The sequence below is a fragment of the Streptomyces sp. NPDC093600 genome (assembly GCF_044764755.1).
Lineage (GTDB): Bacteria > Actinomycetota > Actinomycetes > Streptomycetales > Streptomycetaceae > Streptomyces.
In genome coordinates this window covers 428,445-453,071 of record NZ_JBIWIU010000002.1, presented here as the reverse complement: position 1 = coordinate 453,071, position 24,627 = coordinate 428,445, and the positions used below count along the sequence as shown (strand labels likewise).

Sequence of the window (24,627 nt, the reverse complement as noted above, 5' to 3'; positions counted from 1 at the left end):
GGGTTTCAGGACTCGGCACGCCCGCTGATCGCGTCGGCGCTGTCGAGCAGGGCGGTGGCCTCCCCGAGGGAGAGGCCGCCGCCCTCGGCGTACGCCGCTTCGAAAGCGTGGTCCCCGAGCACGGAGCGGGCGAACCGGGTGGCGCGCTCCAGGTTCTCCCGCTCCAGCGGCGTGAGCGGATGTCCCGGCGGCAGGTGGCTCGCGGAGGCGCCCAGGAGCCGGGCGCCGATCGTCGCGCGCGGTCCGCCGAGGCCGGTCAGGGCCCGGGCGGCGGTCACCAGATGGACGGCGGGCATCTGCGGCGCCACCATCATCGACAGCGTGCCTCTTGACCGCTCCAGGGCCTCCCGGGAGCGCGTCAGCGCGGAGGCGTACGCGCCGTCGAGGTTGTCGAGCCACCCGAGGCTGCCCAGGGTGAAGCCCTCGAAGATGGACAGCGTCTCGGAGCTGAACTCCCCCAGCAGGGTGGTGAGATGGGCGCGGGCCTCGTCGGTGCGGCCGGTGCGGCCGAGCAGGATCGCGAGGAAGATCCGCGCGGCGAGCACCGGCTCGTGGCCACGGGTGGGCCCGGATTCCAGGACCTGCCGCAGGATCGCCTCGCCCTCCTCCGCGCGGCCGGTGTGGGCGAGCATGTCCGCGTAACGGGCCCGCAGCAGGGCCGTCTGGGACTGGGCGCCGATCCGTTCCGCGTACCCGATGGCGGCGGCGAAGTCCTCGGCCGCGCCCTCGTAGTCGCACCGCTTCTCGCGGGTCTCGCCCCGGGCGGAGAGCGCCTCGGCCGCGCCCCAGGCGTCGTCGAGACGGACGAAGATCCTCAGGCTCTCGTCGGCGTCGGCGCTCGCGTCGTGGGCCAGGTCGGCCCGGTTGGCGAGCATGTTGGCGCGCCACTGGAGGGCGTTGGCGAGCTCCCAGTCGTAGCCGTAGGTACGGCACGCCTCGACGGTCGCGTCGAGCATCTCCCGCATCCGGCCGGCCTCGCCGGTGAGCACGACGGCGAAGACGACGAGAGAGCCGGGCAGCCGGCAGATCTGGGGCAGCCCGGGGCGGTACGGGGCGGTGATGCGGCGCAGCCGCTCGGCGCCCTCGGGGGTGGTCCAGCCGCCGGTCTGGTGGTCCATGCTGATCAGTTGGACGAGCCGCAGGCCGCGCCGGGCCTCCCACAGCTGGTCCTCCCCGAGCGGCGGCGGTTGGGCGGTGCAGGGTTCGAAGAGGGGTACGACGGAGGGCGCGTCGGGGCCGAACGGGTCCGGTCCGAGGGCGGCGACGGCCTCGGACCAGTGCAGGGCGTCGGCGCGCAGATCGCGCATCTGCCAGTACCAGAGCAGGGCGTGGACGAGGCTGAGGGCCTCGTGCTCGTCGCGGACGGCGACGGCACGGCGCAGGGCGGTGCGCAGATTCTCGTACTCGAGCGTGAACCGGGCGACGGCCGCGACCTGGCCGCCGCCGCGGAGTTCGGGGTCGGTGGCGCGGGCGAGCTCCCGGTAGTGGACGAGGTGCCGCCGCTCTACGGCCGCCCGCTCCCCGGCGGCGTCGAGGCGGTCGGCGGCGTACTCGGCGACGGTCTCCAGGAGCCGGTAGCGCATGCGGGCGCCGTCGACGGGTGCGGCGATGACGAGCGACTTGTCGACGAGGGAACCGAGGAGGTCGAGGAGGTCGGGGGCGGAGGGGGCGGCGGGCCCGTCGGGGTCGGCGCAGACGGCTTCGGCCGCTTCCAGGTCGCAGCCGCCCGTGAAGACCGACAGGCGGCGCAGGACCGCGCGTTCGGCTTCGTCGAGGAGGTCCCAGGACCAGTCGACGACGGCGCGGAGGGTCTGTTGGCGGGGCAGGACCGTGCGGGCGCCCGAGGTGAGCAGACGGAAGCGGTCGTCGAGCCGGTCCGCGATCTGACGGGGGGTGAGCATCCGCAGCCGGGCGGCGGCCAGCTCGATGGCGAGGGGAAGGCCGTCGAGGCGGCGGCAGATCTCGTCCGCCGCGTCCGGGTCGTCCTCGGTCCGGAATCCGGGCCTGGCGGCCGCGCCACGGTCGGCGAGCAGCCGCAGCGCGGTCTCCGGGGACAGCGGGCCGACCGGGCGGACCGACTCCCCCGGTACGCCGAGGGGTTCACGGCTCGTCGCGAGGACCGTCAGGCCGGGGCAGCGGGTCAGCAGGGTCTCGGCGAGTCGCGCCGCCGCGCCGACGACGTGCTCGCAGTTGTCGAGCAGGAGGAGCATCCTCCGGTCGGCACAGTGCTCGACGAGCCGCTCCAACGGATCGTCGACACTGCGGAGTTCCTCCGCCCCGGCACCCCGCAACACGGTCTCGCGGGCCCCGACGGCCCCGAGCACGGCCTCGGGCACCGCCTCGGGGACGGTGACGGGAGCGAGCTCGACCATCCACACCCCGTCGGGCCACCCCCCGGCCCCGGCCACACGCTCGGCCGCTTCCTGCGAGAGCCGCGTCTTCCCGGCCCCACCGGGCCCGAGGAGAGTCACGAGCCGGCCACGACGCAGATCGTCGCGAACGGCGCCGATGTCCTCCTCGCGCCCAACGAAACTCGTGAGCCGCGCACGGAGATTGCCGGTGGCGGGGCGGGGGCCGGGGGGCACGGGGGCGGGGTCCCGGCGGGGCACGTCAGGGGTTGGCGCGGGCGCGGGGCCCGGTGCGCTGTCCCCGACCGCCGGGATCGGCGCCGGGGCGGGGGCGCGGTCCTCGACCGCCGAGGTCGGCGCGGGGGCGGGTGCGCTGGCGGGCACACCGGACGCCGGCGCGGAGGCGGGTGGGCGGTCCCCGACCGCCGGAGCCGGCGCGGCGGGAGCACCCGAGGCCGACGGCGAGGTAGGCGCGTCGTAGACCGGCGCGGGGCCGGACGTGCGGCCTCCGGCCGCCGCGGCCGGCGCGGAAGCGGGTGCCCGGTCGGGCATGCCAGGGGCGGACGCGGGCGCGGGGCCCGGTGCGCGGTCCTCGACCGCCGGAATCGGCGCGGCGGCGGGCACCCCCCGTGCCGGCGCCGCGGCCGGCACCCCCGCCGCCGGGGAGAGGAGCTCCGCGTGGAGTGCTCGCAGGGTGGGGGAAGGCGGCGTGCCCAGGCGGGTCGAGAGGGTGCGGCGGATCGTGTCGTACGCCAGGAGCGCCTCCGCCGACCGGCCCGTGTCCCGCAGCGCGCGGATGCGGAGCGCCTGGAGGGGTTCGTCGAGCGGGTGGGCCTCGCAGAGGGCGATCAGCTCCGGGAGCGCCGAGGCCGCCTCGCCCAGGGCCAGGGCGGCCCCGAGGCGGGCGCGGCGGGCGTCCAGGCGGCGGGCCTCCCAGCGCGCCGCCTCCGTCGCGCGGTCCGGCAGGTCGGCGAGCGCGGGCCCCCGCCACAGTCCGAGCGCCTCGTCGAGGAGGGCCGCCGCCCGGCCCGGGTCGCCCGTGTCGAGCGACCGTACGCCCTCCGTCACCAGCCGTTCGAAGCGGTGCGCGTCCACGTCGTCCGGGCCCCCGGCCAGCCGGTAGCCGCCCTCCGCCGAGACCACGGCCTCCCGTCCGAGCACCCGGCGCAGCCGCCCCACCAGCGCCTGGAGCGCCGCGGTCGCGTCGGCCGGCGGTTCGCCGTCCCAGACCTCGTCGACGAGTACGGCGACCGGGACGGTCCGGCCCGCCCGCAGCGCCAGTACGGTCAGCAGGGCCCGGAGCCGGGGCCCGCCGACCGCGACGGACGTGCCGTCGGCGGTGTGGACCCGGACCGGGCCGAGGACGGAATAGCGCACAGGCCCTATTCTCCGTGAGCCGGGGATCACCTCAGGAACTCACCCCCGCCCCGGCACGTTCCCCGCACACACCCGCCGCGCCCTCAGGGAGCCCCACCCATGTCCACGGCCACCACCCGCAGCCACGAGCGCAGGATCAGCCCGGTCTTCCTGGCGATCCTCGCCGTCATGGCGGTCACCGGCTGGGCCGTGTGGACCGACTTCGCGGCCTCACCCGGGCTCGCGATCTTCCTCTTCGTGACCTCGGCGTGGATCGTCTCGCTCTGTCTGCACGAGTACGCGCACGCCCGCACCGCCCTGCACGGCGGGGACATCACGGTCGGCGCGAAGGGCTACCTCACGCTCAACCCGCTCGCGTACACCCATGCCGTGCTCAGCATCGTCCTGCCGGTGCTCTTCGTGATCCTGGGCGGCATCGGCCTGCCGGGCGGCGCGGTCTTCATCGAGCAGGGCCGGATCCGGGGCCGCTGGAAGCACAGCCTCATCTCGGCGGCGGGCCCGCTCACCAACGTCCTGTTCGCGATCGTGTGCACGGCGCCGTTCTGGCTGGACGCGCTCGACGGCGTCCCGCCCGCGTTCCGTTACGCGCTCGCCTTCCTGGCGTTCCTCCAGGTGACCGCCGCGCTGCTGAACTTCCTGCCGGTGCCGGGCCTGGACGGCTACGGCGTGGTCGAGCCCTGGCTCTCGTACAAGGTGAAGCGGCAGATCGAGCCGTACGCGCCCTACGGCTTCTTCGTCGTGATCGCGCTGCTCTTCGTGCCGGCGGTCAACGGCGCGTTCTTCGACACGATCGACGCGCTGATGCGGGCGCTCGGTGTGCCGGAGCTCTCCCGCTACTGCGGCTCGAACCTCTTCCGCTTCTGGCAGGAGACGCCGGAGATCTGCCAGGTCGCCTAGGCCTGTCTCCTAAGCCTGCGCCCCGGTCCGGGTCTCGGCCTTGGCGCGGCGGATGTAGTACCAGGCCATGTTGGAGGAGAGACCGGCCAGGAGCACCCAGACGATCCCGAGCCAGCTGCCCGCGACGAAGGAGACGACGGCCGCGGCCGCGGAGAGGGCGCAGACGGCGAGGGCGTACAGAGCGAGGCGGGGCATGGGGGTCGGCTCCTGTCCGGGTACGGCTGATCGTGCCCGTCCAGTGTCCCCCATGCCCGGAACCGCTCGTACGGCCGCGTCGCTCAGACGTCGGTGACGCGCAGGCCCGCGTGGGCCTTGTACCGGCGGTTGACGGAGATCAGGTTGGCGACGAGCGCCTCGACCTGGTGCGCGTTGCGCAGCCGGCCGGCGAAGACGCCGCGCATGCCGGGGATGCGGCCGGCGAGCGCCTGGACGATCTCGACGTCGGCGCGCTCCTCGCCCAGGACCATCACGTCGGTGTCGATCTCGTCGATCGAGGCGTCCTGGAGCAGGACGGCGGAGAGGTGGTGGAAGGCGGCGGCGACCCGGGAGCCGGGCAGCAGCGCGGCGGCCTGCTCGGCGGCGGAGCCCTCCTCGGGCTTGAGGGCGTAGGCGCCCTTCTTGTCGAAGCCGAGCGGGTTGACGCAGTCGACGACCAGCTTGCCGGCGAGTTCTTCCCGCAGCGCCTCCAGGGTCTTGGCGTGCCCGTCCCACGGCACGGCGACGATCACGATGTCGCTGCGGCGGGCGCACTCGGCGTTGTCGGCGCCCTCGATGCCGAGACCGAGCTCGTCGGCGGCGGCCTGGGCGCGGTCGGCCGCGCGGGAGCCGATGATCACCTTCTGGCCGGCCTTGGCGAGCCGGTAGGCGAGGCCGCGGCCCTGGTCGCCGGTGCCGCCGAGGACGCCGACGACGAGTCCGGACACGTCGGGCAGGTCCCAGGGGTCCTTGGGCGCGGTGGTGGGGTTCGAGGAAGTCATGGCCCCGACATTACTGGCCGGTCGCCGCGGAGGACCGGCCGGTGGTTCCGCTCCGTGCACCCTTCCCGCCCCGCGTCCCCTCCCCGCCCCGCGTCCCCTCCCCGCCCCGTGTCCCCTCCCCGCCCCGTGTTCCTTACGGGGGAACCCTCGGCAACCGCCCGCGCGCGAGGCCCCGGCTGCGGCAGGATGCGGACCCATGGATGCCGTTCGCGTCGCGTTGCTGCGGGAAGTGCTCGCCGGGACCGAGTGGCCGAGGGCGGCCCGGCGGTTCGCGGCGTCGCTGCGGTCCTCCGTCGTGCCGCACGGCGGCGGACTGCTGCTGGTGGGCACCGAGGAGTACGAGCCGTGGCACCTGGCGGCGCACCTGGTGGACGAGGCCGCCTGGTCGGGGCTGCCGGAGCTGGCGCCGACGCTGGTACGGCATCGGGTACGGCCGGGGGACCCGCCCCACCTGGCGGTGGGTCTCGGGCGGCTGGAGTCGGCGGGCCGGGGGGCGACGCTGCTGATGGTGGCGCCGGAGCGGCCGGGCGCCCGGGTCCTGGAACGCGTCCACCACGCCCGCCGCGCCGGGGCGACGGTCCTGTCCCTGGACGACGGCGACCCGGAGGTGCACGGCCTGGCCCACGAGGCGCTGACGGTGGACGGGGCGGCGGAGGTCGATCTGGACACGGTCCAGCACCTGGTGAGCGCCGCGGCCGGCGAGAACAGCCTGCCCTCGCCCCGTGGCCGCAGCCGCTTCCGCGACCGGCTCTCCCGTCTGGCGGACCATCTGACGGCCCCGCCGCCGCCCCGCTGGTAGGCCGGCCGGTGACGGGCCCGTAATTCGATTGCCACCACCTCGGCGCCGCCCCGAGCATGGCCCTTCGTGACCTCGAAGCCCTCCCCGAAACGCACCCACAAGCTCTTCTCGAAGCTCTCGTCCGTGCTGCCCGATCCCGCTCCGTGGCGGTCGTCGGCCGACTTCCGGCTGCTGTGGGTCCAGGGCCTGGTGACGTACTTCAGCAGCTTCATGGCGCTGATCGCGCTGCCGCTGCAGGTGAAGGAGCTGACCGGTTCGCCGTTGGCCGTGGGGGCGATGGGGGCCGTCGAGCTGGTGCCGCTGGTGGTGTGCGGCCTTTACGGCGGTGCGCTCGCCGACGCGGTCGACCGGCGCAAGGTGATCGTCGCGACCGAGGCGGGTCTCGGCGTGCTCGCGCTGATCCTGCTGCTCAACGCGGTGCTGCCGTCCCCCGCGCTCTGGCCGCTGTACGTCGTGGCGGCCGGTGTGTCCGCCCTGGCCGGGCTGCAGCGGCCGGCCCTCGACTCGCTCATGGCGCGGATCGTGCCGCACGAGCAGCAGACGGCCGCGGCGGCGCTGAACTCCCTGCGCTGGCAGATGGGAGCGATCGCAGGCCCGGCGCTCGCGGGGCTCGTGGTGACCTATGCCGGACATGCGACGGCGTACGGGGTGACGCTCGTCGGCTTCGCCGTCTCCGTCCTGCTCTGCCGCCGCCTCTCCCCCGCGCCGCCCGCGCGCGACGCCGAGAAGCCCTCTCTGCGCGGCATCGCGGAGGGCGCGCGCTACGCCTGGTCACGGCCGGTGCTGCTCGGCACGTACGCGATCGACCTCGCGGCGATGTTCTTCGCCTTCCCGAACACGATCTTCCCGTTCCTCGCGGACGAGCTGGGGGCGCCGTGGTCGCTGGGCCTGATGTACGCGGCGGGGTCGGTCGGCTCGCTCGTGCTCGGTCTCACCAGCGGCTGGACGTCCAGGGTCCGCAGACACGGGCTGCTCGTGGTGTGCGGCGCGGCGGGCTGGGGCCTGGCGATCGCCGCCGCGGGCTGGTTCTCGAACGTGTGGCTGGTCCTGCTCTGCCTGGGCTTCGCGGGCGCCGGCGACATGCTGAGCGGCCTGGGCCGCTCGACGATCTGGAACCAGACGATCCCGGAGGAGCTGCGCGGCCGACTGGCCGGCATCGAGGTCCTCTCGTACAGCGTCGGGCCTCAGCTCGGCCAGGTCAGGGCGGGTGCCATGGCGGGCTGGACGGGCACGCGCGCGGCGGTCTGGTCGGGCGGTGCGGCCTGCGTGGCCTCGGTCGGCCTGCTCTGTGTGGTGCTGCCGAAGCTCCTCACCTACGACTCCGAGAAGGACGAGGACGCGCTGCGCCGCCGGGCCCTTCAGCGGGCCCGGCGCGCGGAGCAGGACGGAGCCGGGGCGGCCGGGGCGGGGGCGGCCGGAGCCGGGGCGGAGGGGAAGACGGAGTCCCCGGCCTGACACCCGGCTCCCGGCCCGTGCCCGGCTCGCCGGGCCGGCCCCCCTACTCCTCGGCCGCGTCCGGCTTCGGGGCGTCGTGCCACTTCGGGTCGTTCTCCCACTCCAGGTTGCGTTCCCGCGCGGTCTCCATCGCGTGGGACGCCTCCTCCCGGCTGGTGTACGGGCCGAAGCGGTTCTTGGCCGGGCACTCGGGGCCCTCCTCGACCTTCCTGTGCTCCAGGCAGTAGTACCACTCGCCCGGTTTGCCCGCCGTGCGCTTCTTGAACAGGGCCATCGTCGGCTCCTTCCTCTGTCGCCATGCTGCCCCAGACGCGGTCGTTAGACTCGCTGACATGTCTGGCCAGTCGCTTCTCGTACCCGGGGAACTCTCCCCCCACCGCTCCGTTCCGGGAGCCATCCGCCGTCCCGAGTACGTCGGAAAGCCGGCGCCCGCCCCGTACAAGGGGCCCGAGGTGCAGGATTCCGACACCATCGAGCGGATGCGGATCGCCGGCCGCATCGCCGCCCGGGCGATGGAGGAGGCCGCCAAGCACATCGCGCCCGGTGTGACCACGGACGAACTGGACCGGGTCGCGCACGAGTTCATGTGCGATCACGGGGCGTACCCGTCCACGCTCGGCTACCGCGGCTTCCCGAAGTCGCTCTGCTCCTCGGTCAACGAGGTCATCTGCCACGGCATCCCCGACTCGACCGTCCTGCGGGACGGCGACATCGTGAACCTCGACGTCACCGCGTACATCCACGGCGTCCACGGCGACAACAACGCCACCTACCTCTGCGGCGACGTCGACGAGGAGTCGCGGCTGCTCGTGGAGCGGACCCGGGAGTCCCTGAACCGCGCGATCAAGGCCGTCAAGCCGGGCCGCCAGATCAACATCATCGGCCGGGTCATCGAGTCGTACGCCAAGCGCTTCGGCTACGGCGTCGTGCGCGACTTCACCGGGCACGGCATCAACTCGTCCTTCCACTCCGGGCTGATCATCCCGCACTACGACTCCCCGCACGCCACCACCGTCATCCAGCCCGGCATGACGTTCACGATCGAGCCGATGCTGACGCTGGGCACGCACGAGTACGACATGTGGGACGACGGCTGGACCGTGGTGACCAAGGACCGGAAGCGGACCGCGCAGTTCGAGCACACGCTGGTCGTGACGGAGAGCGGGGCCGAGATCCTCACGTTGCCCTGACGCGTCCGCGGGGTAGCGTTTTTACCGACAGGCAGTCGGGAACCGTTGACTTAGGTAAGCCTAAGCAGCAGGATCGGAGTGAGGTTCCCGTCGCATCGGTCACCGGCCCCGGAGGCACGCCTTGGACACGCCCTTCTCGACGCTCATCCGCACGGCCTCGCACGAGCAGCACACCGAGGCCGAGACGTCGACCTTCATGAGCGACCTCCTCGGCGGACGGCTGGCCGTGGACGCCTACGCGCGGTACACGGAGCAGCTCTGGTTCGTCTACCGCGCCCTGGAGCACGGTGCCGAGGCGCTGAAGGACGACCCGGTCGCCGGGCCCTTCATCCAGCCGGAGCTGTTCCGCACCGCCGCCCTGGAGCGGGACCTCGCCCATCTGCGGGGCCCGCACTGGCGCGCCGGGCTCTCCCCGCTGCCCGCGACGGCCGCGTACGCCGAGCGGGTGGCGGAGTGCGCGCGCGAGTGGCCCGCCGGGTATGTGGCGCACCACTACACCCGGTATCTGGGCGACCTCTCCGGCGGCCAGATCATCCGCGACAAGGCGGAGCGGACCTGGGGCTTCGCGCGCAAGGGCGACGGGGTCCGCTTCTACGTCTTCGAGGAGATCGCCAATCCGGCGGCCTTCAAGCGGGGCTACCGCGAGCTGCTGGACCGGGTGAACGCGGACGATCTGGAGAAGCAGCGGATCATCGACGAGTGCAAGCGCGCGTTCGACTTCAACGGCGCGGTGTTCCGGGAGCTGGGCAGCGAGTTCCCGCTGACGGCGTGAGGGGGCGCGCGACCGGTTCAGCCGCGTGAGGACGCGCGGGCCGGTGCAGCCCGACAAGGGACGTGCTGGCTCAGCCGAGGGGGGTGAGGGTCCGCTCCAGGCGGACGCGGCCGCCGAGTTCGATCACGCCGTCGGGGCCGGGGGCGGTGAGGATCTGCGACCCGCGGCCCTGCGTGATGTTCAGGGCCCGGCCCAGCTCGGCCGTCAGCAGAAGCGCCGCCGCGCCCGTGGCCTCGTCCTCGTCGATGCCGTCCCCGCGCCCCGGGAAGCCCCGCGCCCTGACGCGGCCGGCCGCCTCGTCCTCCCAGGCCCAGGCGTAGACCCACGTGCCCGGCTCGGGCACCTCCAGCGCGTCGACCTCGGCGGCGGAGCCGTAACGCCGCAGGACGCGCGGCGGCGCCCATTCGGCTCGGGCCTCGATCCAGGTGAACTCGCCGTCCCCGCGCACCCACACCTCGCCCGCCGGCGGACGGACGACCTCCAGGTCGAGCAGCCAGGCGGCGCCGACCAGGGGGTGCCCGGCGAACGGCAGCCGCACGCCCGGCGTGTAGATGTCGACGCTCCCGCGCTCGGGGTCGTCCACGAACACGGTCTCGCTGAAGCCGAGTTCCTTGGTGAGCGCCTGCCGGGACGCCTCGTCGGGGTGGCCGCGACCGTCGCGTACGACACCGAGAGCGTTGCCGTACCGGCCGTCGCCGGCGCAGAAGACGCGCAGGACGTCGATATGAGGGGTGGCGGCGCGGTCACGGGCGGTCGTGTTCATGGCGGAATTCAAGCATCCGAGGCGTCTGTTCGTCGGCTCCGTCCCGAATCGGCCGTCGCGAGGTCACGGTGTGGGCGCACTGTCCGGTCCCGGCGCACACCCTGTTCGCGGCCCCGGTAGGGTCGGGTCGTCCGTGCAGGGCGAGCGGGTCGAGGGGCAGAAGACAACCGATGAGAAGGCTGGGGCGGCGGCGACCGCTGACGGCGGTCGTGGCGACGACGGTGCTGGCGCTGACGGCGAGCGGCTGCGTGACGGTGCACGGCGAGCTGGAGCTGCTGCCGGCGGCGACGAGAGCCGAGGCCGAGCGCGCGCTCGCGGACTTCACGGTCGCCTACAACAAGGCGGACAAGGCCAACGACCCCGCCCTCTCCGCGGGCCGCGTCACCGGTCCGCTCGGCGAGATCAACCAGGCGGGCCTGAGGTCCCGTTCGGTCATCAGTCCGGGGAACAACGCGCGGCACCGTCCGCTGGAGCTGACGGACGTGAAGTTCGTCCTGCCCAAGAAGGCCGGCTGGCCCCGCTGGTTCGTGGCGGACACCGACTCCAACCAGGACACCGACCAGGGCCGGGGGGACAACCGCTGGCTGCTGGTCTTCGTGCGCAACGGCGCCGACCAGCTGTGGGAGGCCGCCTATCTGGCGATCCTGACGCCGGACGAGATCCCCGTGTTCACGATGGACGGCAGCGGATACGCGGTGCCGGTCGCCGCGGACTCCGGCCAGCTCGCGGTCGCGCCGAAGGACCTGGGCGATAAGTACGCCGCCTTCCTCGCGGGCGGGGAACAGGGCGGGGCGCAGGGGCAGTTCGCGGCGGGCCCGCACACGACCGTGTGGCGGGAGCAGCGGCAGCGGGCGGCGAAGCGGGCGGGGCTGGCGACGCAGTACGTCGACCGGGCCGAGAACTCCGGGGACTTCGCGCCGCTGGCGCTCGCCACGCGGGACGGCGGGGCACTGGTGTTCTTCGCGACGCGGTACTTCGAGCGGCAGACGGCCGCCCAGGGCTACCGGCCGAAGGTCGGGCCGGAGGTGAAGGCCCTGATGACCGGTGAGGTGAAGAACACGGTCACCAAGGAGTGGGTGTCGAGCCAGACGGTCCTGGTGAAGCCGGCGGGCGCGGAGCGCGACGGGGTCACGATCGCGGGCCGGCTCCAGGGCGTGACGGCGGCGGTGGGTTCCTAGACCGGGCCGCGGGAGGCCCCGGGGGCCGGGAGCCAGGGCCGCGGCCAAGGAGCCGGGGCGGATGGCCAAGCCCCACGAGCCTCACCACCCGGCGGTCTCACCGCCGAGCGGCCTCAGCGGCTCAGCGGCCAGGCCGACTCCTCGTCGGAGCGGCGCTCCTCCTCGGCCTGGACGGCCGCGTGGCGGGCGCAGGCGTCGGTGAGGGCTTCCAGCAGGTTCAGCGGGTCGGGAAGGGCGTGTTCGGGGCCGCGGACCCAGGCGACGGCCGGCTGCGCGTCCTCGTCACCGAGGAGTCGCGCCGGCGGTACGAGCACGTAGCTGCCGCGGCAGTGCCAGCGCAGCCCCGGGTGCTCGTCCATGGTCTCGGGATGGCAGTCCAGCTCGCAGGGCCACCACTCGTCCTCGTCCTCGGGGGTGCCGCGGGTGGCGGTGAAGAAGAGCATCCGCCCGCCGTCGCCGGCGCTCTCCGCGGCCTCGGCGACCGGGCCGACCTCGACGTCCTCGGAGAGGAGCCGCCGCAGGGCGGCACGGCCCGCCTCCAGGGGGACGTCGAGGACGTCGTGGACCATGCCGGTGGCGGTGATGAAGTTCGCCGCGGGCTCCGCGTCGGCCCAGCGCTGGATCTGGGCGCGGTCCGTCGTGGACTGGGTCTGCCAGGCGAAGGAGACGGGGTGCCGGGCGGGGGTGGGACAGCCGACGCGTTCACAGGAACAGCGGTAGCCGACGGGGTACGCGGCGGGAGCGAGGGGCAGTCCGGCCGCGGCGGTGGCCAGGAGGAGCGTCTCGCGGCGGTTCTCGTCGTCGGCGGCCGCCGCGCGTTTGGGGCGCCTGCGCAGCCAGTGTGCGAGTTTGCTCTCCGTGCCGCGGTAGCGGCCGATACCGTCGCCCATCTATCCCCTCACACCTCATGCTCGCCCGTTCGGCTCTGCCCATCGTCCCACCATCCTGCGCTCCGGGTGACCGGACTCCGCAACCGGGGGCCGATCCGGGGCCCGATCCGGGGCTCAGCCCCGGGGTGCGAGTCCACGCAGCGCGTAGTCGACGACGGTGTCGGCGTAGGCGTGGGTCAGCGGAAGCGTGCGGTGCAGCCAGCGGTGGTTCAGGGGGCCGACGAGGAGTTCGAGGGCGATCCGCGGGTCGACGGCCGGGTCGATGTCCCCGGCGGCCTGGGCGGCCTCGATCCGGCGTACGTAGTACTGGAGCTGGGGTTCCAGGAGCCGCTCCACGAACGTGGCGCCCAGTTCGGGGTTGACGATGCCCTCGGCGGCCAGGGCGCGGGAGGGGGCGTCGTAGGTGGGGTTGTTCAGCTCGTCGACGGTCGCGCGGAGCACGTGCTTGAGGTCGGCGGCGAGGTCGCCGGTGTCGGGGATCTCACTCTCCCCCTCCCCGCCGGGGGCGTCGTCGCGCCGGGCCGCCTCGTGGGCCTGGGCGGCGAGGTCGAGGAAGGCGTCGAGGAGGACGGCGGCCTTGGAGGGCCACCAGCGGTAGATGGTCTGCTTGCCGACGCCGGCGCGGGCGGCGATGCCCTCGATGGTGGTCTTGGCGTAGCCGGTCTCGGAGACGAGGGCGAGGGCGGCGTCGAAGATGGCGCGGCGGGAGCGTTCGCTGCGGCGGGAGGCGTCGGGGGCCTTGGTGTCGGACATGGAGCCAATCTAGCAGCAGGCGAGACGCCACGTCTCGCCTGCTGGGGGTCGGGGCGCCCCGGGCCTGTCCGGCGGATCAGGACCGGTCCCGGACGAGCCCGTACGAGATCCGCCGGACGCGCCCGTACGCGACCCGGCGGCCCGGTCCGCGCCGGGAACCACCCGAACGGCCCACTGCGCGGACGCCGGAGAGGGCGGACCATGGGGTCCACCCGACCCACGTCCGTGAGGAGCCCTCATTGCGCCAGACTCCGCGCGAGGCTTCGCCCCGCCGTTATCTGATGTGCCCACCCACGCACTTCAAGGTGACGTACTCCATCAACCCCTGGATGGACCCCACCAAACCGGTCGACCTGCCGCTCGCCCTGGCGCAGTGGGAGGACCTGCTGGACCGCTACCGCTCGCTCGGCCACACCGTCGAACTGCTCGACCCGCGCCCCGGTCTGCCGGACATGGTCTTCGCCGCCAACGGCGCGACCGTGGTGGACGGGCGGGTGCTCGGCGCCCGGTTCGCCCACCCGGAGCGTACGGACGAGGCGGCGGCGCACCTGGACTGGTTCCGCGCGAACGGCTTCACGCGGGTGCGGGTGCCCGACCACGTGAACGAGGGCGAGGGCGACTTCGCGGTGACCTCGTCGTGGATCCTGGCCGGCCGCGGCTTCCGCTCCAGTCCGCTCTCGCACGACGAGGCACAGGAGTTCTTCGGCCGCCCCGTCATCGGCCTGGAGCTGGTGGACCCGCGCTACTACCACCTGGACACGGCCCTGTGCGTCCTGGACGCCGCGCGCGACGAGATCATGTACTACCCCGGCGCCTTCTCCCCCGGCAGCCAGGCCGTGCTGGCCCGCCTCTTCCCCGACGCGCTGCTCGCGACGGACGAGGACGCGGCCGCCCTGGGGCTGAACTCGGTGAGTGACGGGCGGCACGTGCTGCTGCCGCAGGCGGCGGTGGGACTCTTCGCCCCCCTGCGGGAGCGGGGCTTCGAGCCCCTGGGCATGGACCTCTCGGAGCTCCTCAAGGGCGGCGGCAGCGTCAAGTGCTGTACGCAGGAGCTGCGCTCCTGACACGCGACGGCGGCGCCCGGCCTCACTCCGGAGGCCAGGCGTCGCCCCACTCCGCGTCCCGCGCCGCCTTGTACAGGGGCCCGTGCCGCTTGGTGACCGTCTCCTTGGCGAGACCCTCGGGTCCACAGAGGTCCAGGAGGACCTGGCCCTTGCGGATCTGCGGCCTGCGGGTGACGCGGGAGACCGCCGGGACCACCGGAATCACCGGAGCCGCCGGGAACCTGGTCGCCGCGACGTAGCTGAACTTCTCGTCCTCGTACGGCAGCGTTCCGCCCTTCACCTGCCGGTGCAGCGACGACCTGCTCACCCGCGCCGCGAAGTGGCACCAGTCGGTGCCCGGCTGGATCGGGCAGGCTCCGCTGTGCGGGCAGGGCGCCGCCACGGTCAGTCCCGCCTCGACGAGCAGCGTGCGCGCCGCGATGATCCGTTCGTAGCCGTCGGGCGTGCCCGGCTCCACGATCACGACCGCCCGCGCCACCCGCGCCGCCTCGGCCACGACCGCCGCGCGGTCGGCCTCGGTCAGCTCCTTCAGGACGTACGACACCGTCACCAGGTCCGTGTCGTCGAGCCGCAGCGTGCCGCTGATCCTGGCCCGCCGCCACTCCGCGTCGAAGACGCCGTCCGCCAGCTCCCGCCCGAGGGCGAGGGCCGGCTCCGCCCAGTCGAGCACCGTGGTGCGCGCCGTTCCGTCCCAGGCCTCCGCGACCGCCCAGCTCGCCGCGCCCGTGCCGCCGCCGATGTCGGTGTGCGTGGCCGGCTCCCAGTCGGGCGCCGCGTCCCGCAGGGCGCCGAGCGCGGCCCGTACCGCCTCGAACGTCGCCGGCATCCGGTAGGCGGCGTACGCGGCGACGTCGGAGCGGTCGCGCAGGACCGGGGCGTCGGTCGGGGTGGTCCCCCGGTAGTTGGCGATCAGCCGCTCGACGGCCTGGGTGGCCTGGCGCGGCGGCAGCCCGTCGAGGAGCCCGGCGAGGGCGGCGCGCAGTGCGTCGGCGGAGGGGAGGGAGGTGGCGTTCACCTCCATATTTTAGGCGGGGTCACGCGGGCGGCGTGTGCGGCGGCATGCTCAGGCGGCGTCCCGGGCCCGCCACGGTCGGCACATTCCCAGGAAGCAGGCGACGGCGAGGGCCGCGCACACCAGCTGCACCACCGCCATCGGCACCGCCGTGGCCTCCCCGGCGATCCCCACGAGCGGCGAGGCGACCGCCCCGACCAGGAAGGAGGAGGCACCGAGCAGCGCGGAGGCCGAACCGGCCGCGTGCGGGGTGCGCATCAGCGCCTGCGCGTTGGTGTTGGGCAGAGCGAGACCCATCGCCGACATCAGGACGAACAGACCGGCGGCGACCGCCACCAGGCCCGGCTCGCCGAACACGCCGCTGGTCATCAGCACCAGCGCCACCGCCGCCAGCAGGATCACACCGAGACCGAGTCCCAGCGCCTTGTCCAGGCTGATCCGTCCGACGAGCAGCTTGCCGTTGATCTGGCCGACGGCGACGAGCCCGACGGAGTTCAGCCCGAAGAGGAGGCTGAAGGTCTGCGGCGAGGCGCCGTAGATCTCCTGGACGACGAACGGTGAGGCGGAGATGTACGCGAAGAGCGCGGCGAAGGCGAGTCCGCCGGAGAGCATGTAGCCGGTGAAGACACGGTCCGCGAGCAGGCCGCGCATGGTCCGCAGCGCCTGGCCGACGCCGCCCGCGTGTCGGCGCTCGGGCGGCAGTGTCTCGCCGAGGAACCTCCACACCACCAGGGTGAGCAGGATGCCGACGACGGTGAGGACGTGGAAGACGCCCCGCCAGTCCGTCGTGCGCAGGATCTGTCCGCCGATGAGGGGCGCGATGATCGGGGCGACGCCGGAGATCAGCATCAGGGTGGAGAAGAACCGGGCCATCTCGACGCCGTCGTACAGATCGCGGACCACGGCCCGGGCGATCACGATGCCGGCCGCGCCGGCCAGGCCCTGGAGCAGCCGGAAGGCGATCAGCAGCTCGGCGGAGGGCGCGAGCGCGCAGACCGCGGTGGCGGCGACGTACACGATCATGCCGATGAGCAGCGGGCGGCGGCGTCCCCACCGGTCGCTCATGGGGCCGACGACGAGCTGGCCGAGCGCCATGCCGGCGAGGCAGGCGGTGAGGGTGAGCTGGACGGTCGCGGCGGGGGAGGCCAGTGACTCGGTGACCTCCGGCAGGGCGGGGAGGTACATGTCCATGGAGAGCGGCGGCAGGGCCGTCAGACCGCCGAGGACGAGGGTGACGAGCAGCCCGGTGCGCCGAGCGGCGGTGACCGGGGCGGTGGCTATGTGTCCTTGCGTCGTGGTCTGGCCGCTCTCCGGCATCGACTGCCCTCCCTTTCGTTGAATCCTTGCCTATGCTCTCAGCTCGTCCGGAGTGGTCGAGACCTTTTGGGGTGGGGCATGAGCGGAACCGTGCGGTGGGGCGTGCTGGCGACGGGTGGGATCGCGGAGCGGTTCACCACCGATCTCCTGGCGATGGAGGACGCGGAGGTCGTCGCCGTGGCGTCCCGGACGGAGGCGTCGGCGCGGGCCTTCGCCGACCGCTTCGGGATAGCGCGGGCGTACGGCTCGTGGGCCGGGCTGGCCGCCGACCCGGACGTGGACGTGGTGTACGTGGCGACGCCGCACCACGCGCACCGGGCTGCGGCCGGGATCGCCCTGGAGGCGGGAAAGGCGGTCCTGTGCGAGAAGGCCTTCACGCTCCACGCGGGCGAGGCGGAGGAGCTGGTCCGGCTCTCCCGGGACCGTGGCCTCTTCCTCATGGAGGCCATGTGGATGTACTGCAATCCGCTGATCCGGCGGATGCGGGAGCTGGTCGCGGACGGGGCGATCGGTGAGATCCGCACCGTCCAGGCGGACTTCGGGCTGGCGGGCCCGTTCGCACCGGACCACCGGCTGCGCGACCCGGCGGTGGGCGGCGGGGCGCTCCTCGACCTCGGGGTCTATCCCGTCTCGTTCGCGCACCTGCTGCTCGGCGAGCCCGACTCCGTGCAGGCGCACGCCCTGCTCTCGCCGGAGGGCGTGGACCTGAACACGGCTGTGCTGCTCGGCTGGTCGGACTCGGGGGCGTCCGCGCTGCTGTCCTGCTCGATCGTCGCGGACACTCCGGTGACGGCCTCGGTGACGGGCACGCGCGGGCGGATCGACCTCCCGCGCGGCTTCTTCCACCCGGAGCGCTTCACGCTGCACAGGGACGGCCGGGACCCGGAGGAGTACGTGATCGAGGGCCACGGGCCCGCCGAACGGTACTCCTTCCGGTACGAGGCGGCGGAGGTCATGCGGTGTCTCCGGGCGGGCGAGACGGAGTCGCCGCTGGTGCCGCTCGACGGTTCGCTGGCGGTGATGCGGACGCTCGACGCGGTACGGGACCGCGTCGGCGTCCGCTACCCCGGCGAACACCGCGCCGAACTGGCGGCTACGCGGGCGTGAGGCCCGGGTTGCCCGCCTCGGTCACGAAGGACCCGGCGGTGGTGACCGGGGCGCCCGGGGTCGTCACCGCCGAGACCGTACGGAAGTCGGCGCGGGCGCTCTGCTGGCCGAGCGCGACCGTCACATAACCGCGCCGCCCGTTGTAGAACCGCATGTGCGGGTTGGCGGTGGTGAGGTCGTCGTAGTTGGGCGGCCGGTCGGTGCCGTCCCTGCCGCTGCTGATGGAGGTGGTGACGATCTCGGTGCCGACGGTCCGGGACGCCGGGTCGCGGAAGTCGGCCTTGATGTCGAGGCCGTAGCAGACGTGCACGTCGCCGGTGAGCACCATCAGGTTCTCGACGCCGGCGGCGGCCGCGCCGTCGAGGACGCGCTGCCGGGAGGCCGGGTAGCCGTCCCAGGTGTCCATGGAGACGGTGTAGCCGGCGGTCGGGTTGCTGCGGCGCTCGGAGAAGACGACCTGCTGGGGGACGACGTTCCATACGGCGTCCGAGGCTTGCCAGCCGTCGAGCAGCCAGCGCTCCTGGGTCGCACCGGTGAGGGTGCGGCTCGGGTCCTGGGACTCGGGACCTGGCGGCCGCCAGCCGTCGCCGTACGCCTGGTCGGAGCGGTACTGGCGGGTGTCGAGGATGTCGAACTGGGCGAGCCGGCCGAAGGTGAGGCGGCGGTAGAGCTGCATGTCGGGGCCCTGGGGCTGCTGCGCCGTGCGCAGCGGCTGGTTCTCCCAGTAGGCGCGGTAGGCGGACGCGCGGCGGAGCAGGAACTCCTCGGGCGGCACGCCGTTCTCGGGGATGTCGTCGGCGTAGTTGTTCTCGGTCTCGTGGTCGTCCCAGGTGACGACGAAGGGGTGCGCGGCGTGCGCGGCCATCAGGTCGGGGTCCGACTTGTAGAGGGCGTAGCGCAGCCGGTAGTCCTCCAGGGTGACGGTCTCCCGGTTGAAGACGGCGGGCAGCACGCGGTCGGTGTAGTTGCGGGCGCCGCCGGTGGCGTTGACGGCGTACTCGTAGAGGTAGTCGCCGAGGTGGAAGACGACGTCGACGTCCTCCTCCGCGAGGTGGCGGTAGGCGGTGTAGTAGCCGTCGTGGTACGCCTGGCAGGAGACGGCGGCGATCTTGAGTTCGGACGTCAGGGTGCCGGCGGCGGGTGCGGTGCGGGTGCGGCCGACGGGGCTGATCCAGGCGCCGGTGCGGAAGCGGTAGAAGTACACCCGGTCGTGGCCGAGGAGGCCGATCTCGACGCGCAGGCTGTGGTTGTACTCGGGGTGGGCGGTGGCGATGCCGCGTCGGACGATCTGGGTGAACGCCGCGTCGTGGGCGAGCTCCCACTGGACGAGGACCCTCTCGGCGGGCAGTCCGCCGCCGGGCTCGAAGGGCTTGGGCGCGAGCCGGGTCCAGAGGAGGACGGAGCCGGGCAGGGGGTCGCCGGATGCCACCCCCAGGGTGAACGGGTTCTCGGTGATCCGGCGGCCGCGGAGTTCGGCGGCGGCCGCCGTGCCGGTGGCGGGCAGGTTGACGGCGAAGGCGAGGGCGGCGGCGGCCGCCGTGCCGGTGAGGAATCGGCGGCGGCCGAAGTGTCGGGCCGCGGCGCGGAGTTCGGGTGCGTGCTGCGGTGCGGTGGTCATGTACCCCTCCCCAGACGGATGTGGTCCCCCCGGCATTGCAGCGGGGCGGCGAGGCCCCAGGTTGTCGGGTACAGAACATCCGCGTGTCGGACAGATGAGTTCCCTGTGCACCGATCTGCCGTACGCTGCCCGCCCATGAGCATCGCTGTAGTGACGGGAGCAGGTTCGGGCATCGGTCGGAGCGTGGCGCTGGCTCTCGCGGAGGCGGGCTGGTCGGTGGCGCTCGCGGGCCGGCGGGCGTCGGCCCTGGAGGAGACGGCCGCGTCCGTCCCGTCCGCGGACGTCCTGTGCGTCCCCACCGACGTGACGTCACCCGACGAGGTGGCGGCGCTGTTCGACGCGGTACGGGACCGGTTCGGCCGGGTCGACCTCCTCTTCAACAACGCGGGGACGTTCGCGGGCGGCGGGGTCCCGGTCGAGGACCTGCAGTACGAGACCTGGCGCTCGGTCGTGGACGTGAATCTGACGGGTGCTTTCCTCTGCGCCCAGGCCGCCTTCCGGGCGATGAAGGAGCAGGACCCGCAGGGCGGCCGGATCATCAACAACGGCTCCATCTCCGCCCATGTGCCGCGCCCGCACTCGATCGCGTACACGGCGACGAAGCACGCCATGACCGGGATGACGAAGTCCCTTTCGCTCGACGGGCGGCCGTACCGGATCGCCTGCGGGCAGATCGACATCGGCAACGCGGCGACGGAGATGACGGCGCGCATGCGGACAGGGATCCTCCAGGCCAACGGCGAGCTGGCGGTCGAGCCGGTGATGGACGCGGCGGACGTGGCGGCGACGGTGGTGCACATGGCGAGTCTGCCGCTGGAGGCGAACGTGCAGTTCGCGACGGTCATGGCGACGGCGATGCCGTACATCGGGCGGGGCTAGGGGGTCGGGCGGGGGCCGTGTTCCGCGGGCCCCGCCGCCACGCGCCGGTTATGCCTGGCCCGTCTCGAAGCGGACGACCTTCCCGCCCTCGACGACGAAGCGCCAGCGGGTACGCATCTCGCCCCACGTGTCGTTGCGGAAACGGGCGACGAGGACGTGCCCGTCCTCCTTCACGGACTCGATCTCCATATGGCCGCGCGAGGCGAAGATCTCCTTCTCGGTCCACTCGTCGAGGTCGCGGTCCGAGCCGTCGTCGGACATGGTGGCGCCGGGGGCCAGGGTGGCCATGAAGGCGTCGCGGTCGTTGGCGTTCAGCGCGCCCACGAAGGCGCGCACGGCGGGGTCGCTGAGCTTGTCCACGGGGATGGTCATGGGCTACCCGTACACCGGACGACGCCGATCCCCGTGGAGCCCGGCCGGAGTGTGGCGCGCGTCAGTGGACGGACTCGGCCACCTGGGCGAGCGGAGCGTCCGCATCGGGCCCCAGGCGGGCGCGCCCGCCTGGCACGCTGAGTCTCATGACCGACACCTGGGACACCGTCGACCGCCTGTACGCGTGGATCGCCGCGCACCGCGACCTTCCGCCGCAGCAGGACGTCCTGTTGCGCATCCTGAAGCTCTCCGAGGAGGTCGGCGAGGTGGCCCAGGCCGTCATCGGGGCGACGGGCCAGAACCCCCGCAAGGGCACCACGCACACCTGGCAGGACGTCGAGGCCGAACTTTGCGACGTGATCATCACGGCGATGGTGGCGCTGCGGACGCTGACACCGGAGCCGGCGGAGGTCTTCGCGGGGCATGTACGGCGGGTGGCGGAGCGGTCGCTGGAGCGGTGAGTGGCGAGACCGGTCGGGGCGGGGTGCGGCGGGGCAGCCGATTCACGCCGAATTCGCGCCGCGACCGGCATGCCGGGGTTGCACCGGCGGCCATCGGCACTCCATAAATGATCGCGAGCGCTATCTTTCTTATGCGGGGTCAGCGGGTTCCGCGCCCATCGAACGTGCGGAGGCCAGGAGTCAATGGTCAGTCAGGAGCGTGCCGAGCGGACGCGGCAGCGTCTGCTCCAGGCGGCTGCCACGGAGTTCGCGCAGCACGGGTACGGCGGCACGTCGCTCCAGCGGATCAGCAGCGCCGCGGGGGTCACCATGGGCGCGCTCACCTTCCACTTCCCCACCAAGATCGACCTGGCCGGGGCCGTGCACGCCCATGGGTCCGCACTCACGCGGGCGGCGGTGGAACACGTGGCGGCGGCCCAGGCCGACGCCACCGACGGCGACCACGACACCACCCCTGTGCTCCAGCGGGTCATCGGTGTCACGCACGCCCTGGCGCGCCTGCTCCACGAGGAGGCGACCGTCCGGGCGGCCGGCCGCCTCAGCCGGGAGCGGACGCTGGGGCAGGTCGACTGGAACGACTCCTGGCTGCCCTGTGTCGACGAACTGCTGGAGCGGGCGGGCAGGAAGAAGGAGTTGCGGGCCGGCGTGGACCCCGCGATCGTGGCGCTCCTGACGCGTTATCTGGTCTCGGGCCTGGAGGCGTCGGCACAGCCCGCAGGGGGCTGCCCGAGCCATCTGCGCAAACTCGGCGAGGTCTGGGACGTGGTGCTGTCGGGGGCCACCTGAACCGTCAGACCGCGCTGCAGCCGCCGTCCACCGGAACCGCCGCGCCCGTGACGAAGGACGAGTCGTCGCTCAGCAGCCAGGCGGCGGCGCGGGCGATCTCCAGCGGCTCGGCCATGCGCCGCTGGATGGTGCGGGCGACCGCCTGCTTCTCCACCTCGGGGTACCGCTCGATGACCCCCTCCATCAACTCCGTACGCGTCGTGCCCACCACGAGCGCGTTGACCCGGATGCCCTGCTCGCCGTACTCGGCCGCGGCCGCCTTCGTCATACCGATCACGGCGTGCTTGGCCGCGACATAGGGGGCCGCGGCACCGGTGGCGAACTGCCCCGCGATGCTGGAGGTGTTGACGATGGCGCCGCCCTTCCCGGCCAACATCACCGGGATCTGCTGACGCAGGCAGTTCCACGTGCCCCGTACGTTGACGTCCATGATCTGGTCGTAGACCTCCTCGGGCAACTCGTGCAGCCTGGCGCCCGCCGTCCCCCAGCCCGCGTTGTTGAACGCGGCGTCCAGGGAGCCGAAGGTGTCGACGGCGGCGGCGACCACGTCCCGTACGTCCCGCACCGATGTCACGTCCCCCGGGCGGGCCAGGGCCCGCCCGCCCGCGGCGGTTATCTCACCGGCCAGCGCCTTCAGCGCGTCCTCGCGGCGTGCCATCAGCACCACCGCCGCGCCCTGCGCGGCGACGTACCGGGCGGTGGCGGCGCCGATCCCGCTCGACGCCCCCGTGATCATGACGGTCCTGTCCTTCAGCACTGCGCATCCCCTCCCTGTCACTTCGGACCACCCCGCTCGGTACCGGCGCGGAACGCCGGTACCCCCCTAGGGAGTGTCCGGAAAGTCTCGCCGTCCGCCCGGAGGGCGGGGTCTGCGGCGTCCGGTGCGTGCGATCGCAAGGCGGCCGGAAGCCCTCGTAGCGGAGCTACTTGGGCTTGTGGCCAACGCAGCGTGGGGGCGCCTCCCGTGCCCGAAGGGCTACGGGGGAGTGCGTGCAGGGCGTCGCAGACCAGGCGAGACTCTCCGGACACGACCTAGGTCGTGGGTCAGCCGAAGAGTCCGGCGTGGTCCGCGGCCCATGCGGCGAAGGTCGCCGGGGGCCGTACGATCAGTCGCTCCAGTGTCCCGTCGCCGCGGCCGGCCGCTCCTCCGGCCCGCCGCCGGGCGCCCTCCAGCAAGGCCTGGGCGATCCGGTCGCCGTAACGCCGGCTCCATCCCGCCCTCGCCTCCTCCTCCGTGATCTCCTCGAACACCAGCCGTCGGCCGAGGACTTCGGCGAGGATGTCGGTCTGCTCGCGTGGCGAAAGCGCCTGAGGGCCCGTCAGCGCGTAGACCTGGGAGGCGTGCTCGGGTTCGGTCAGCGCCCGCACCGCCACCTCGGCGACGTCCCGGGGGTCCACGCAGGCGGTGCGAGCGTCGCCGCCGAGGGACCGCACCACGCCGTGCTCACCGATCGAGGGCGCCCAGGCGAGGGCGTTCGACATCGGCGTACGGATGCGCAACACGGTCCAGGACAGGCCGCTCTCGCGCAGCGCCTGCTCGCTCCGCAGGTTCCAGCGGGCGACCAGATCGTCGGCGCCCGGGTCCGCGACGCCGAGCCAGGAGAGTTTCACGGCGTGCCGTACCCCGCCGGCGCGGGCGGCGGCCAGGATGTTCTCGTCGTCCTCGGGGCGCAGCGGGTTCGCCGTCACGACGAAGACCGCGTCGGCCCCTTCGAGCGTCTCGCGCAGCCGGTCGCGGTCCTGGTAGTCGCCCTGGACGACCGTTCCGGCGAGTCCGAGCGCGGCGGCCTTGTCCGGGTCCCGCACGAACAGGGTCGGGGCCGCGGGCCCGGACGCCCGGGCCGCGAGGAGTCGTGCCACCTGGCGCCCGACGGCTCCGGTGGCGCCGGTGACGACGATCTTCGGATGCGCCGCGCCGGAGGACGTGGCGGGGGCGGGGGTCACTCGGACCTCCCTCGCGAGACGTCGAGTACGAGACGCTTCATCGCGCTCGGTGTGGCGATGGTGGGCAACAGCACGTTCCACATCTCTCTCACTCGCTCGGGCAGGTCCTCACGGCCGCTCTCCAGATGCGCGTGCATCTGCGCGCCCGTACAGGCGTTGACGACCAGCCGCGCCACCGGGAGGACATCGACGTTCGCGCGCACCTCGCGCTCGCGTTTCCCGACGGCGAGGTCCTCGGCCATCACCACGGTCCACTGCTGGTGCGAGTTCTCCGCGGGGCCGACGAAGGAGTCCTGCTCCATGACAAGACGGGCACCAGCCAACAGGAAGGGATCATCGAGGAGTCGGTGCGCCCAGGTCAACGTGATGTCGATCGCATGCTGGAGCCCCTGCGACTGATGGGGCGGTGCCACCCGGACGGGCTGGTCCCGCACGATCTCACGAGCGAGGGCTTCCTTGCTCTCGAAGTGGAAGTACATCGCACCGAGCGTCATCCCGGCCCGCTGCGTGATCTTCGTGACGCTCGCGCCGGAGAACCCGAACTCCGCGAACACCTCTGCGGCGGCACGGGCGATGACCGCCCTCGTGCGAGCGGCGCGCTCCTGCTTGATCTCCCGCTTGCCCATCAGGTCGGCCATGGACGGCTCCTTCTTCGCTCGAGAAAAAGA

Annotated in this window: 25 protein-coding genes; 11 read left to right on the top strand and 14 right to left on the bottom strand. The window is 73.3% G+C overall.

Going from position 1 to position 24,627, the window contains the following annotated elements; all coding sequences use genetic code 11:
* Positions 1–5 precede the first annotated feature (5 nt).
* Positions 6–3,725, bottom strand: a complete 3,720-nt coding sequence (locus tag ACIRB4_RS07735; RefSeq protein ID WP_403289136.1) for an AfsR/SARP family transcriptional regulator — start codon at positions 3,723–3,725, stop codon at positions 6–8.
* A gap of 99 nt (positions 3,726–3,824) precedes the next feature.
* Here ACIRB4_RS07735 and ACIRB4_RS07730 point away from each other — a divergent pair, with 99 nt between their 5' ends.
* Positions 3,825–4,622, top strand: coding sequence for a site-2 protease family protein (locus ACIRB4_RS07730; protein WP_403289135.1), 798 nt, complete (start codon positions 3,825–3,827; stop codon positions 4,620–4,622).
* Positions 4,623–4,631: 9 nt separating this feature from the next.
* On the opposite strand, the gene ACIRB4_RS07725 is transcribed toward ACIRB4_RS07730, so the two are convergent.
* Both ACIRB4_RS07725 and npdG read right to left on the bottom strand, forming a co-directional pair.
* Positions 4,632–4,871 (bottom strand): hypothetical protein, encoded by a 240-nt coding sequence (locus ACIRB4_RS07725; RefSeq protein ID WP_403289134.1) that lies wholly within the window; start codon positions 4,869–4,871, stop codon positions 4,632–4,634.
* Between the two features lie 29 nt (positions 4,872–4,900).
* Positions 4,901–5,599 (bottom strand): NADPH-dependent F420 reductase, encoded by a 699-nt coding sequence (npdG, locus tag ACIRB4_RS07720; protein WP_403289133.1) that lies wholly within the window; start codon positions 5,597–5,599, stop codon positions 4,901–4,903.
* A gap of 196 nt (positions 5,600–5,795) precedes the next feature.
* Here npdG and ACIRB4_RS07715 point away from each other — a divergent pair, with 196 nt between their 5' ends.
* Together ACIRB4_RS07715 and ACIRB4_RS07710 are read left to right on the top strand one after the other, a co-directional pair.
* Positions 5,796–6,398 (top strand): hypothetical protein, encoded by a 603-nt coding sequence (locus tag ACIRB4_RS07715; protein WP_403289132.1) that lies wholly within the window; start codon positions 5,796–5,798, stop codon positions 6,396–6,398.
* A 66-nt stretch (positions 6,399–6,464) separates the two neighbouring features.
* Positions 6,465–7,853: an MFS transporter gene (locus tag ACIRB4_RS07710; RefSeq protein ID WP_403289131.1), complete on the top strand. Its 1,389-nt coding sequence runs from the start codon at positions 6,465–6,467 to the stop codon at positions 7,851–7,853.
* A gap of 43 nt (positions 7,854–7,896) precedes the next feature.
* Here the strand turns inward: ACIRB4_RS07710 and ACIRB4_RS07705 are convergent, their stop codons facing one another.
* On the bottom strand, positions 7,897–8,127 hold the full coding sequence (locus tag ACIRB4_RS07705) for a hypothetical protein (protein ID WP_403289130.1): 231 nt from the start codon (positions 8,125–8,127) through the stop codon (positions 7,897–7,899).
* A 58-nt stretch (positions 8,128–8,185) separates the two neighbouring features.
* Here ACIRB4_RS07705 and map point away from each other — a divergent pair, with 58 nt between their 5' ends.
* Complete coding sequence (gene map, locus ACIRB4_RS07700; RefSeq protein ID WP_403289128.1) at positions 8,186–9,043, top strand: type I methionyl aminopeptidase; 858 nt, start codon at positions 8,186–8,188, stop codon at positions 9,041–9,043.
* A gap of 121 nt (positions 9,044–9,164) precedes the next feature.
* Positions 9,165–9,815: a heme oxygenase (biliverdin-producing) gene (locus ACIRB4_RS07695; RefSeq protein ID WP_403289127.1), complete on the top strand. Its 651-nt coding sequence runs from the start codon at positions 9,165–9,167 to the stop codon at positions 9,813–9,815.
* 70 nt (positions 9,816–9,885) lie between these two features.
* Here ACIRB4_RS07695 and ACIRB4_RS07690 read toward each other — a convergent pair whose 3' ends face one another.
* The gene (locus ACIRB4_RS07690) at positions 9,886–10,578 is read right to left on the bottom strand and encodes a PhzF family phenazine biosynthesis protein (protein WP_403289126.1); all 693 of its coding nucleotides are present in this window, start codon (positions 10,576–10,578) and stop codon (positions 9,886–9,888) included.
* A gap of 170 nt (positions 10,579–10,748) precedes the next feature.
* Here ACIRB4_RS07690 and ACIRB4_RS07685 point away from each other — a divergent pair, with 170 nt between their 5' ends.
* Positions 10,749–11,756: a hypothetical protein gene (locus ACIRB4_RS07685; protein ID WP_403289125.1), complete on the top strand. Its 1,008-nt coding sequence runs from the start codon at positions 10,749–10,751 to the stop codon at positions 11,754–11,756.
* 113 nt (positions 11,757–11,869) lie between these two features.
* Here ACIRB4_RS07685 and ACIRB4_RS07680 read toward each other — a convergent pair whose 3' ends face one another.
* Both ACIRB4_RS07680 and ACIRB4_RS07675 read right to left on the bottom strand, forming a co-directional pair.
* Positions 11,870–12,646 (bottom strand): bifunctional DNA primase/polymerase, encoded by a 777-nt coding sequence (locus ACIRB4_RS07680; RefSeq protein WP_403289123.1) that lies wholly within the window; start codon positions 12,644–12,646, stop codon positions 11,870–11,872.
* A 114-nt stretch (positions 12,647–12,760) separates the two neighbouring features.
* Positions 12,761–13,399 (bottom strand): TetR/AcrR family transcriptional regulator, encoded by a 639-nt coding sequence (locus tag ACIRB4_RS07675; protein ID WP_403289122.1) that lies wholly within the window; start codon positions 13,397–13,399, stop codon positions 12,761–12,763.
* A gap of 239 nt (positions 13,400–13,638) precedes the next feature.
* Between ACIRB4_RS07675 and ddaH the strand changes: the two genes are divergently transcribed.
* Positions 13,639–14,463 carry a dimethylargininase gene (gene ddaH, locus ACIRB4_RS07670; RefSeq protein ID WP_403289120.1) on the top strand — a complete coding sequence of 275 codons (825 nt, stop codon included), beginning with the start codon at positions 13,639–13,641 and terminating at the stop codon, positions 14,461–14,463.
* A gap of 22 nt (positions 14,464–14,485) precedes the next feature.
* Here the strand turns inward: ddaH and ACIRB4_RS07665 are convergent, their stop codons facing one another.
* Entirely contained in the window at positions 14,486–15,478 is a 993-nt protein-coding gene (locus ACIRB4_RS07665) for a small ribosomal subunit Rsm22 family protein (protein WP_403289118.1), read from the bottom strand.
* 48 nt (positions 15,479–15,526) lie between these two features.
* A complete protein-coding gene (locus tag ACIRB4_RS07660; protein WP_403289117.1) occupies positions 15,527–16,792 on the bottom strand; it encodes a Bcr/CflA family multidrug efflux MFS transporter in 1,266 nt (421 codons plus the stop codon).
* A 78-nt stretch (positions 16,793–16,870) separates the two neighbouring features.
* Between ACIRB4_RS07660 and ACIRB4_RS07655 the strand changes: the two genes are divergently transcribed.
* Positions 16,871–17,899 (top strand): Gfo/Idh/MocA family protein, encoded by a 1,029-nt coding sequence (locus ACIRB4_RS07655; RefSeq protein ID WP_403289116.1) that lies wholly within the window; start codon positions 16,871–16,873, stop codon positions 17,897–17,899.
* Here ACIRB4_RS07655 and ACIRB4_RS07650 read toward each other — a convergent pair.
* Complete coding sequence (locus tag ACIRB4_RS07650; RefSeq protein WP_403289114.1) at positions 17,886–19,517, bottom strand: alkaline phosphatase D family protein; 1,632 nt, start codon at positions 19,515–19,517, stop codon at positions 17,886–17,888. The two genes, ACIRB4_RS07655 and ACIRB4_RS07650, sit on opposite strands and share 14 nt — an antisense overlap.
* A 135-nt stretch (positions 19,518–19,652) precedes the next feature.
* Here ACIRB4_RS07650 and ACIRB4_RS07645 point away from each other — a divergent pair, with 135 nt between their 5' ends.
* Positions 19,653–20,396: an SDR family oxidoreductase gene (locus ACIRB4_RS07645; RefSeq protein ID WP_403289113.1), complete on the top strand. Its 744-nt coding sequence runs from the start codon at positions 19,653–19,655 to the stop codon at positions 20,394–20,396.
* A gap of 48 nt (positions 20,397–20,444) precedes the next feature.
* Here ACIRB4_RS07645 and ACIRB4_RS07640 read toward each other — a convergent pair whose 3' ends face one another.
* Complete coding sequence (locus tag ACIRB4_RS07640; RefSeq protein ID WP_403289111.1) at positions 20,445–20,768, bottom strand: nuclear transport factor 2 family protein; 324 nt, start codon at positions 20,766–20,768, stop codon at positions 20,445–20,447.
* A gap of 146 nt (positions 20,769–20,914) precedes the next feature.
* Here ACIRB4_RS07640 and ACIRB4_RS07635 point away from each other — a divergent pair, with 146 nt between their 5' ends.
* Together ACIRB4_RS07635 and ACIRB4_RS07630 are read left to right on the top strand one after the other, a co-directional pair.
* A complete protein-coding gene (locus ACIRB4_RS07635; RefSeq protein ID WP_403289109.1) occupies positions 20,915–21,229 on the top strand; it encodes a MazG-like family protein in 315 nt (104 codons plus the stop codon).
* A gap of 183 nt (positions 21,230–21,412) precedes the next feature.
* Positions 21,413–22,015, top strand: coding sequence for a TetR family transcriptional regulator (locus ACIRB4_RS07630; protein WP_403289108.1), 603 nt, complete (start codon positions 21,413–21,415; stop codon positions 22,013–22,015).
* Positions 22,016–22,019: 4 nt separating this feature from the next.
* On the opposite strand, the gene ACIRB4_RS07625 is transcribed toward ACIRB4_RS07630, so the two are convergent.
* The 3 genes from ACIRB4_RS07625 to ACIRB4_RS07615 form a co-directional block, all read right to left on the bottom strand.
* Positions 22,020–22,751: an SDR family NAD(P)-dependent oxidoreductase gene (locus ACIRB4_RS07625; RefSeq protein ID WP_403289640.1), complete on the bottom strand. Its 732-nt coding sequence runs from the start codon at positions 22,749–22,751 to the stop codon at positions 22,020–22,022.
* 308 nt (positions 22,752–23,059) lie between these two features.
* Positions 23,060–23,959, bottom strand: coding sequence for an NAD(P)H-binding protein (locus tag ACIRB4_RS07620; protein WP_403289107.1), 900 nt, complete (start codon positions 23,957–23,959; stop codon positions 23,060–23,062).
* The gene (locus tag ACIRB4_RS07615; protein WP_403289638.1) at positions 23,956–24,585 is read right to left on the bottom strand and encodes a ScbR family autoregulator-binding transcription factor; all 630 of its coding nucleotides are present in this window, start codon (positions 24,583–24,585) and stop codon (positions 23,956–23,958) included. The genes ACIRB4_RS07620 and ACIRB4_RS07615 overlap by 4 nt, the downstream gene beginning before the upstream one ends.
* Positions 24,586–24,627 lie beyond the last annotated feature (42 nt).

Coding starts and splice junctions, on each gene's coding strand:
- ACIRB4_RS07690 (WP_403289126.1), bottom strand. CDS start 10,578: ATGAACACGACCGCCCGTGACCGCGCCGCCACCCCTCATATCGACGTC.
- ACIRB4_RS07705 (WP_403289130.1), bottom strand. CDS start 8,127: ATGGCCCTGTTCAAGAAGCGCACGGCGGGCAAACCGGGCGAGTGGTAC.
- ACIRB4_RS07635 (WP_403289109.1), top strand. CDS start 20,915: ATGACCGACACCTGGGACACCGTCGACCGCCTGTACGCGTGGATCGCC.
- ACIRB4_RS07675 (WP_403289122.1), bottom strand. CDS start 13,399: ATGTCCGACACCAAGGCCCCCGACGCCTCCCGCCGCAGCGAACGCTCC.
- ACIRB4_RS07625 (WP_403289640.1), bottom strand. CDS start 22,751: ATGATCACGGGGGCGTCGAGCGGGATCGGCGCCGCCACCGCCCGGTAC.
- ACIRB4_RS07645 (WP_403289113.1), top strand. CDS start 19,653: ATGAGCATCGCTGTAGTGACGGGAGCAGGTTCGGGCATCGGTCGGAGC.
- ACIRB4_RS07725 (WP_403289134.1), bottom strand. CDS start 4,871: ATGGGGGACACTGGACGGGCACGATCAGCCGTACCCGGACAGGAGCCG.
- ACIRB4_RS07715 (WP_403289132.1), top strand. CDS start 5,796: ATGGATGCCGTTCGCGTCGCGTTGCTGCGGGAAGTGCTCGCCGGGACC.
- ACIRB4_RS07650 (WP_403289114.1), bottom strand. CDS start 19,517: ATGACCACCGCACCGCAGCACGCACCCGAACTCCGCGCCGCGGCCCGA.
- ACIRB4_RS07655 (WP_403289116.1), top strand. CDS start 16,871: ATGAGCGGAACCGTGCGGTGGGGCGTGCTGGCGACGGGTGGGATCGCG.
- ACIRB4_RS07640 (WP_403289111.1), bottom strand. CDS start 20,768: ATGACCATCCCCGTGGACAAGCTCAGCGACCCCGCCGTGCGCGCCTTC.
- ACIRB4_RS07615 (WP_403289638.1), bottom strand. CDS start 24,585: ATGGGCAAGCGGGAGATCAAGCAGGAGCGCGCCGCTCGCACGAGGGCG.
- npdG (WP_403289133.1), bottom strand. CDS start 5,599: ATGACTTCCTCGAACCCCACCACCGCGCCCAAGGACCCCTGGGACCTG.
- ACIRB4_RS07730 (WP_403289135.1), top strand. CDS start 3,825: ATGTCCACGGCCACCACCCGCAGCCACGAGCGCAGGATCAGCCCGGTC.
- ACIRB4_RS07660 (WP_403289117.1), bottom strand. CDS start 16,792: ATGCCGGAGAGCGGCCAGACCACGACGCAAGGACACATAGCCACCGCC.
- map (WP_403289128.1), top strand. CDS start 8,186: ATGTCTGGCCAGTCGCTTCTCGTACCCGGGGAACTCTCCCCCCACCGC.
- ACIRB4_RS07680 (WP_403289123.1), bottom strand. CDS start 12,646: ATGGGCGACGGTATCGGCCGCTACCGCGGCACGGAGAGCAAACTCGCA.
- ACIRB4_RS07685 (WP_403289125.1), top strand. CDS start 10,749: ATGAGAAGGCTGGGGCGGCGGCGACCGCTGACGGCGGTCGTGGCGACG.
- ACIRB4_RS07630 (WP_403289108.1), top strand. CDS start 21,413: ATGGTCAGTCAGGAGCGTGCCGAGCGGACGCGGCAGCGTCTGCTCCAG.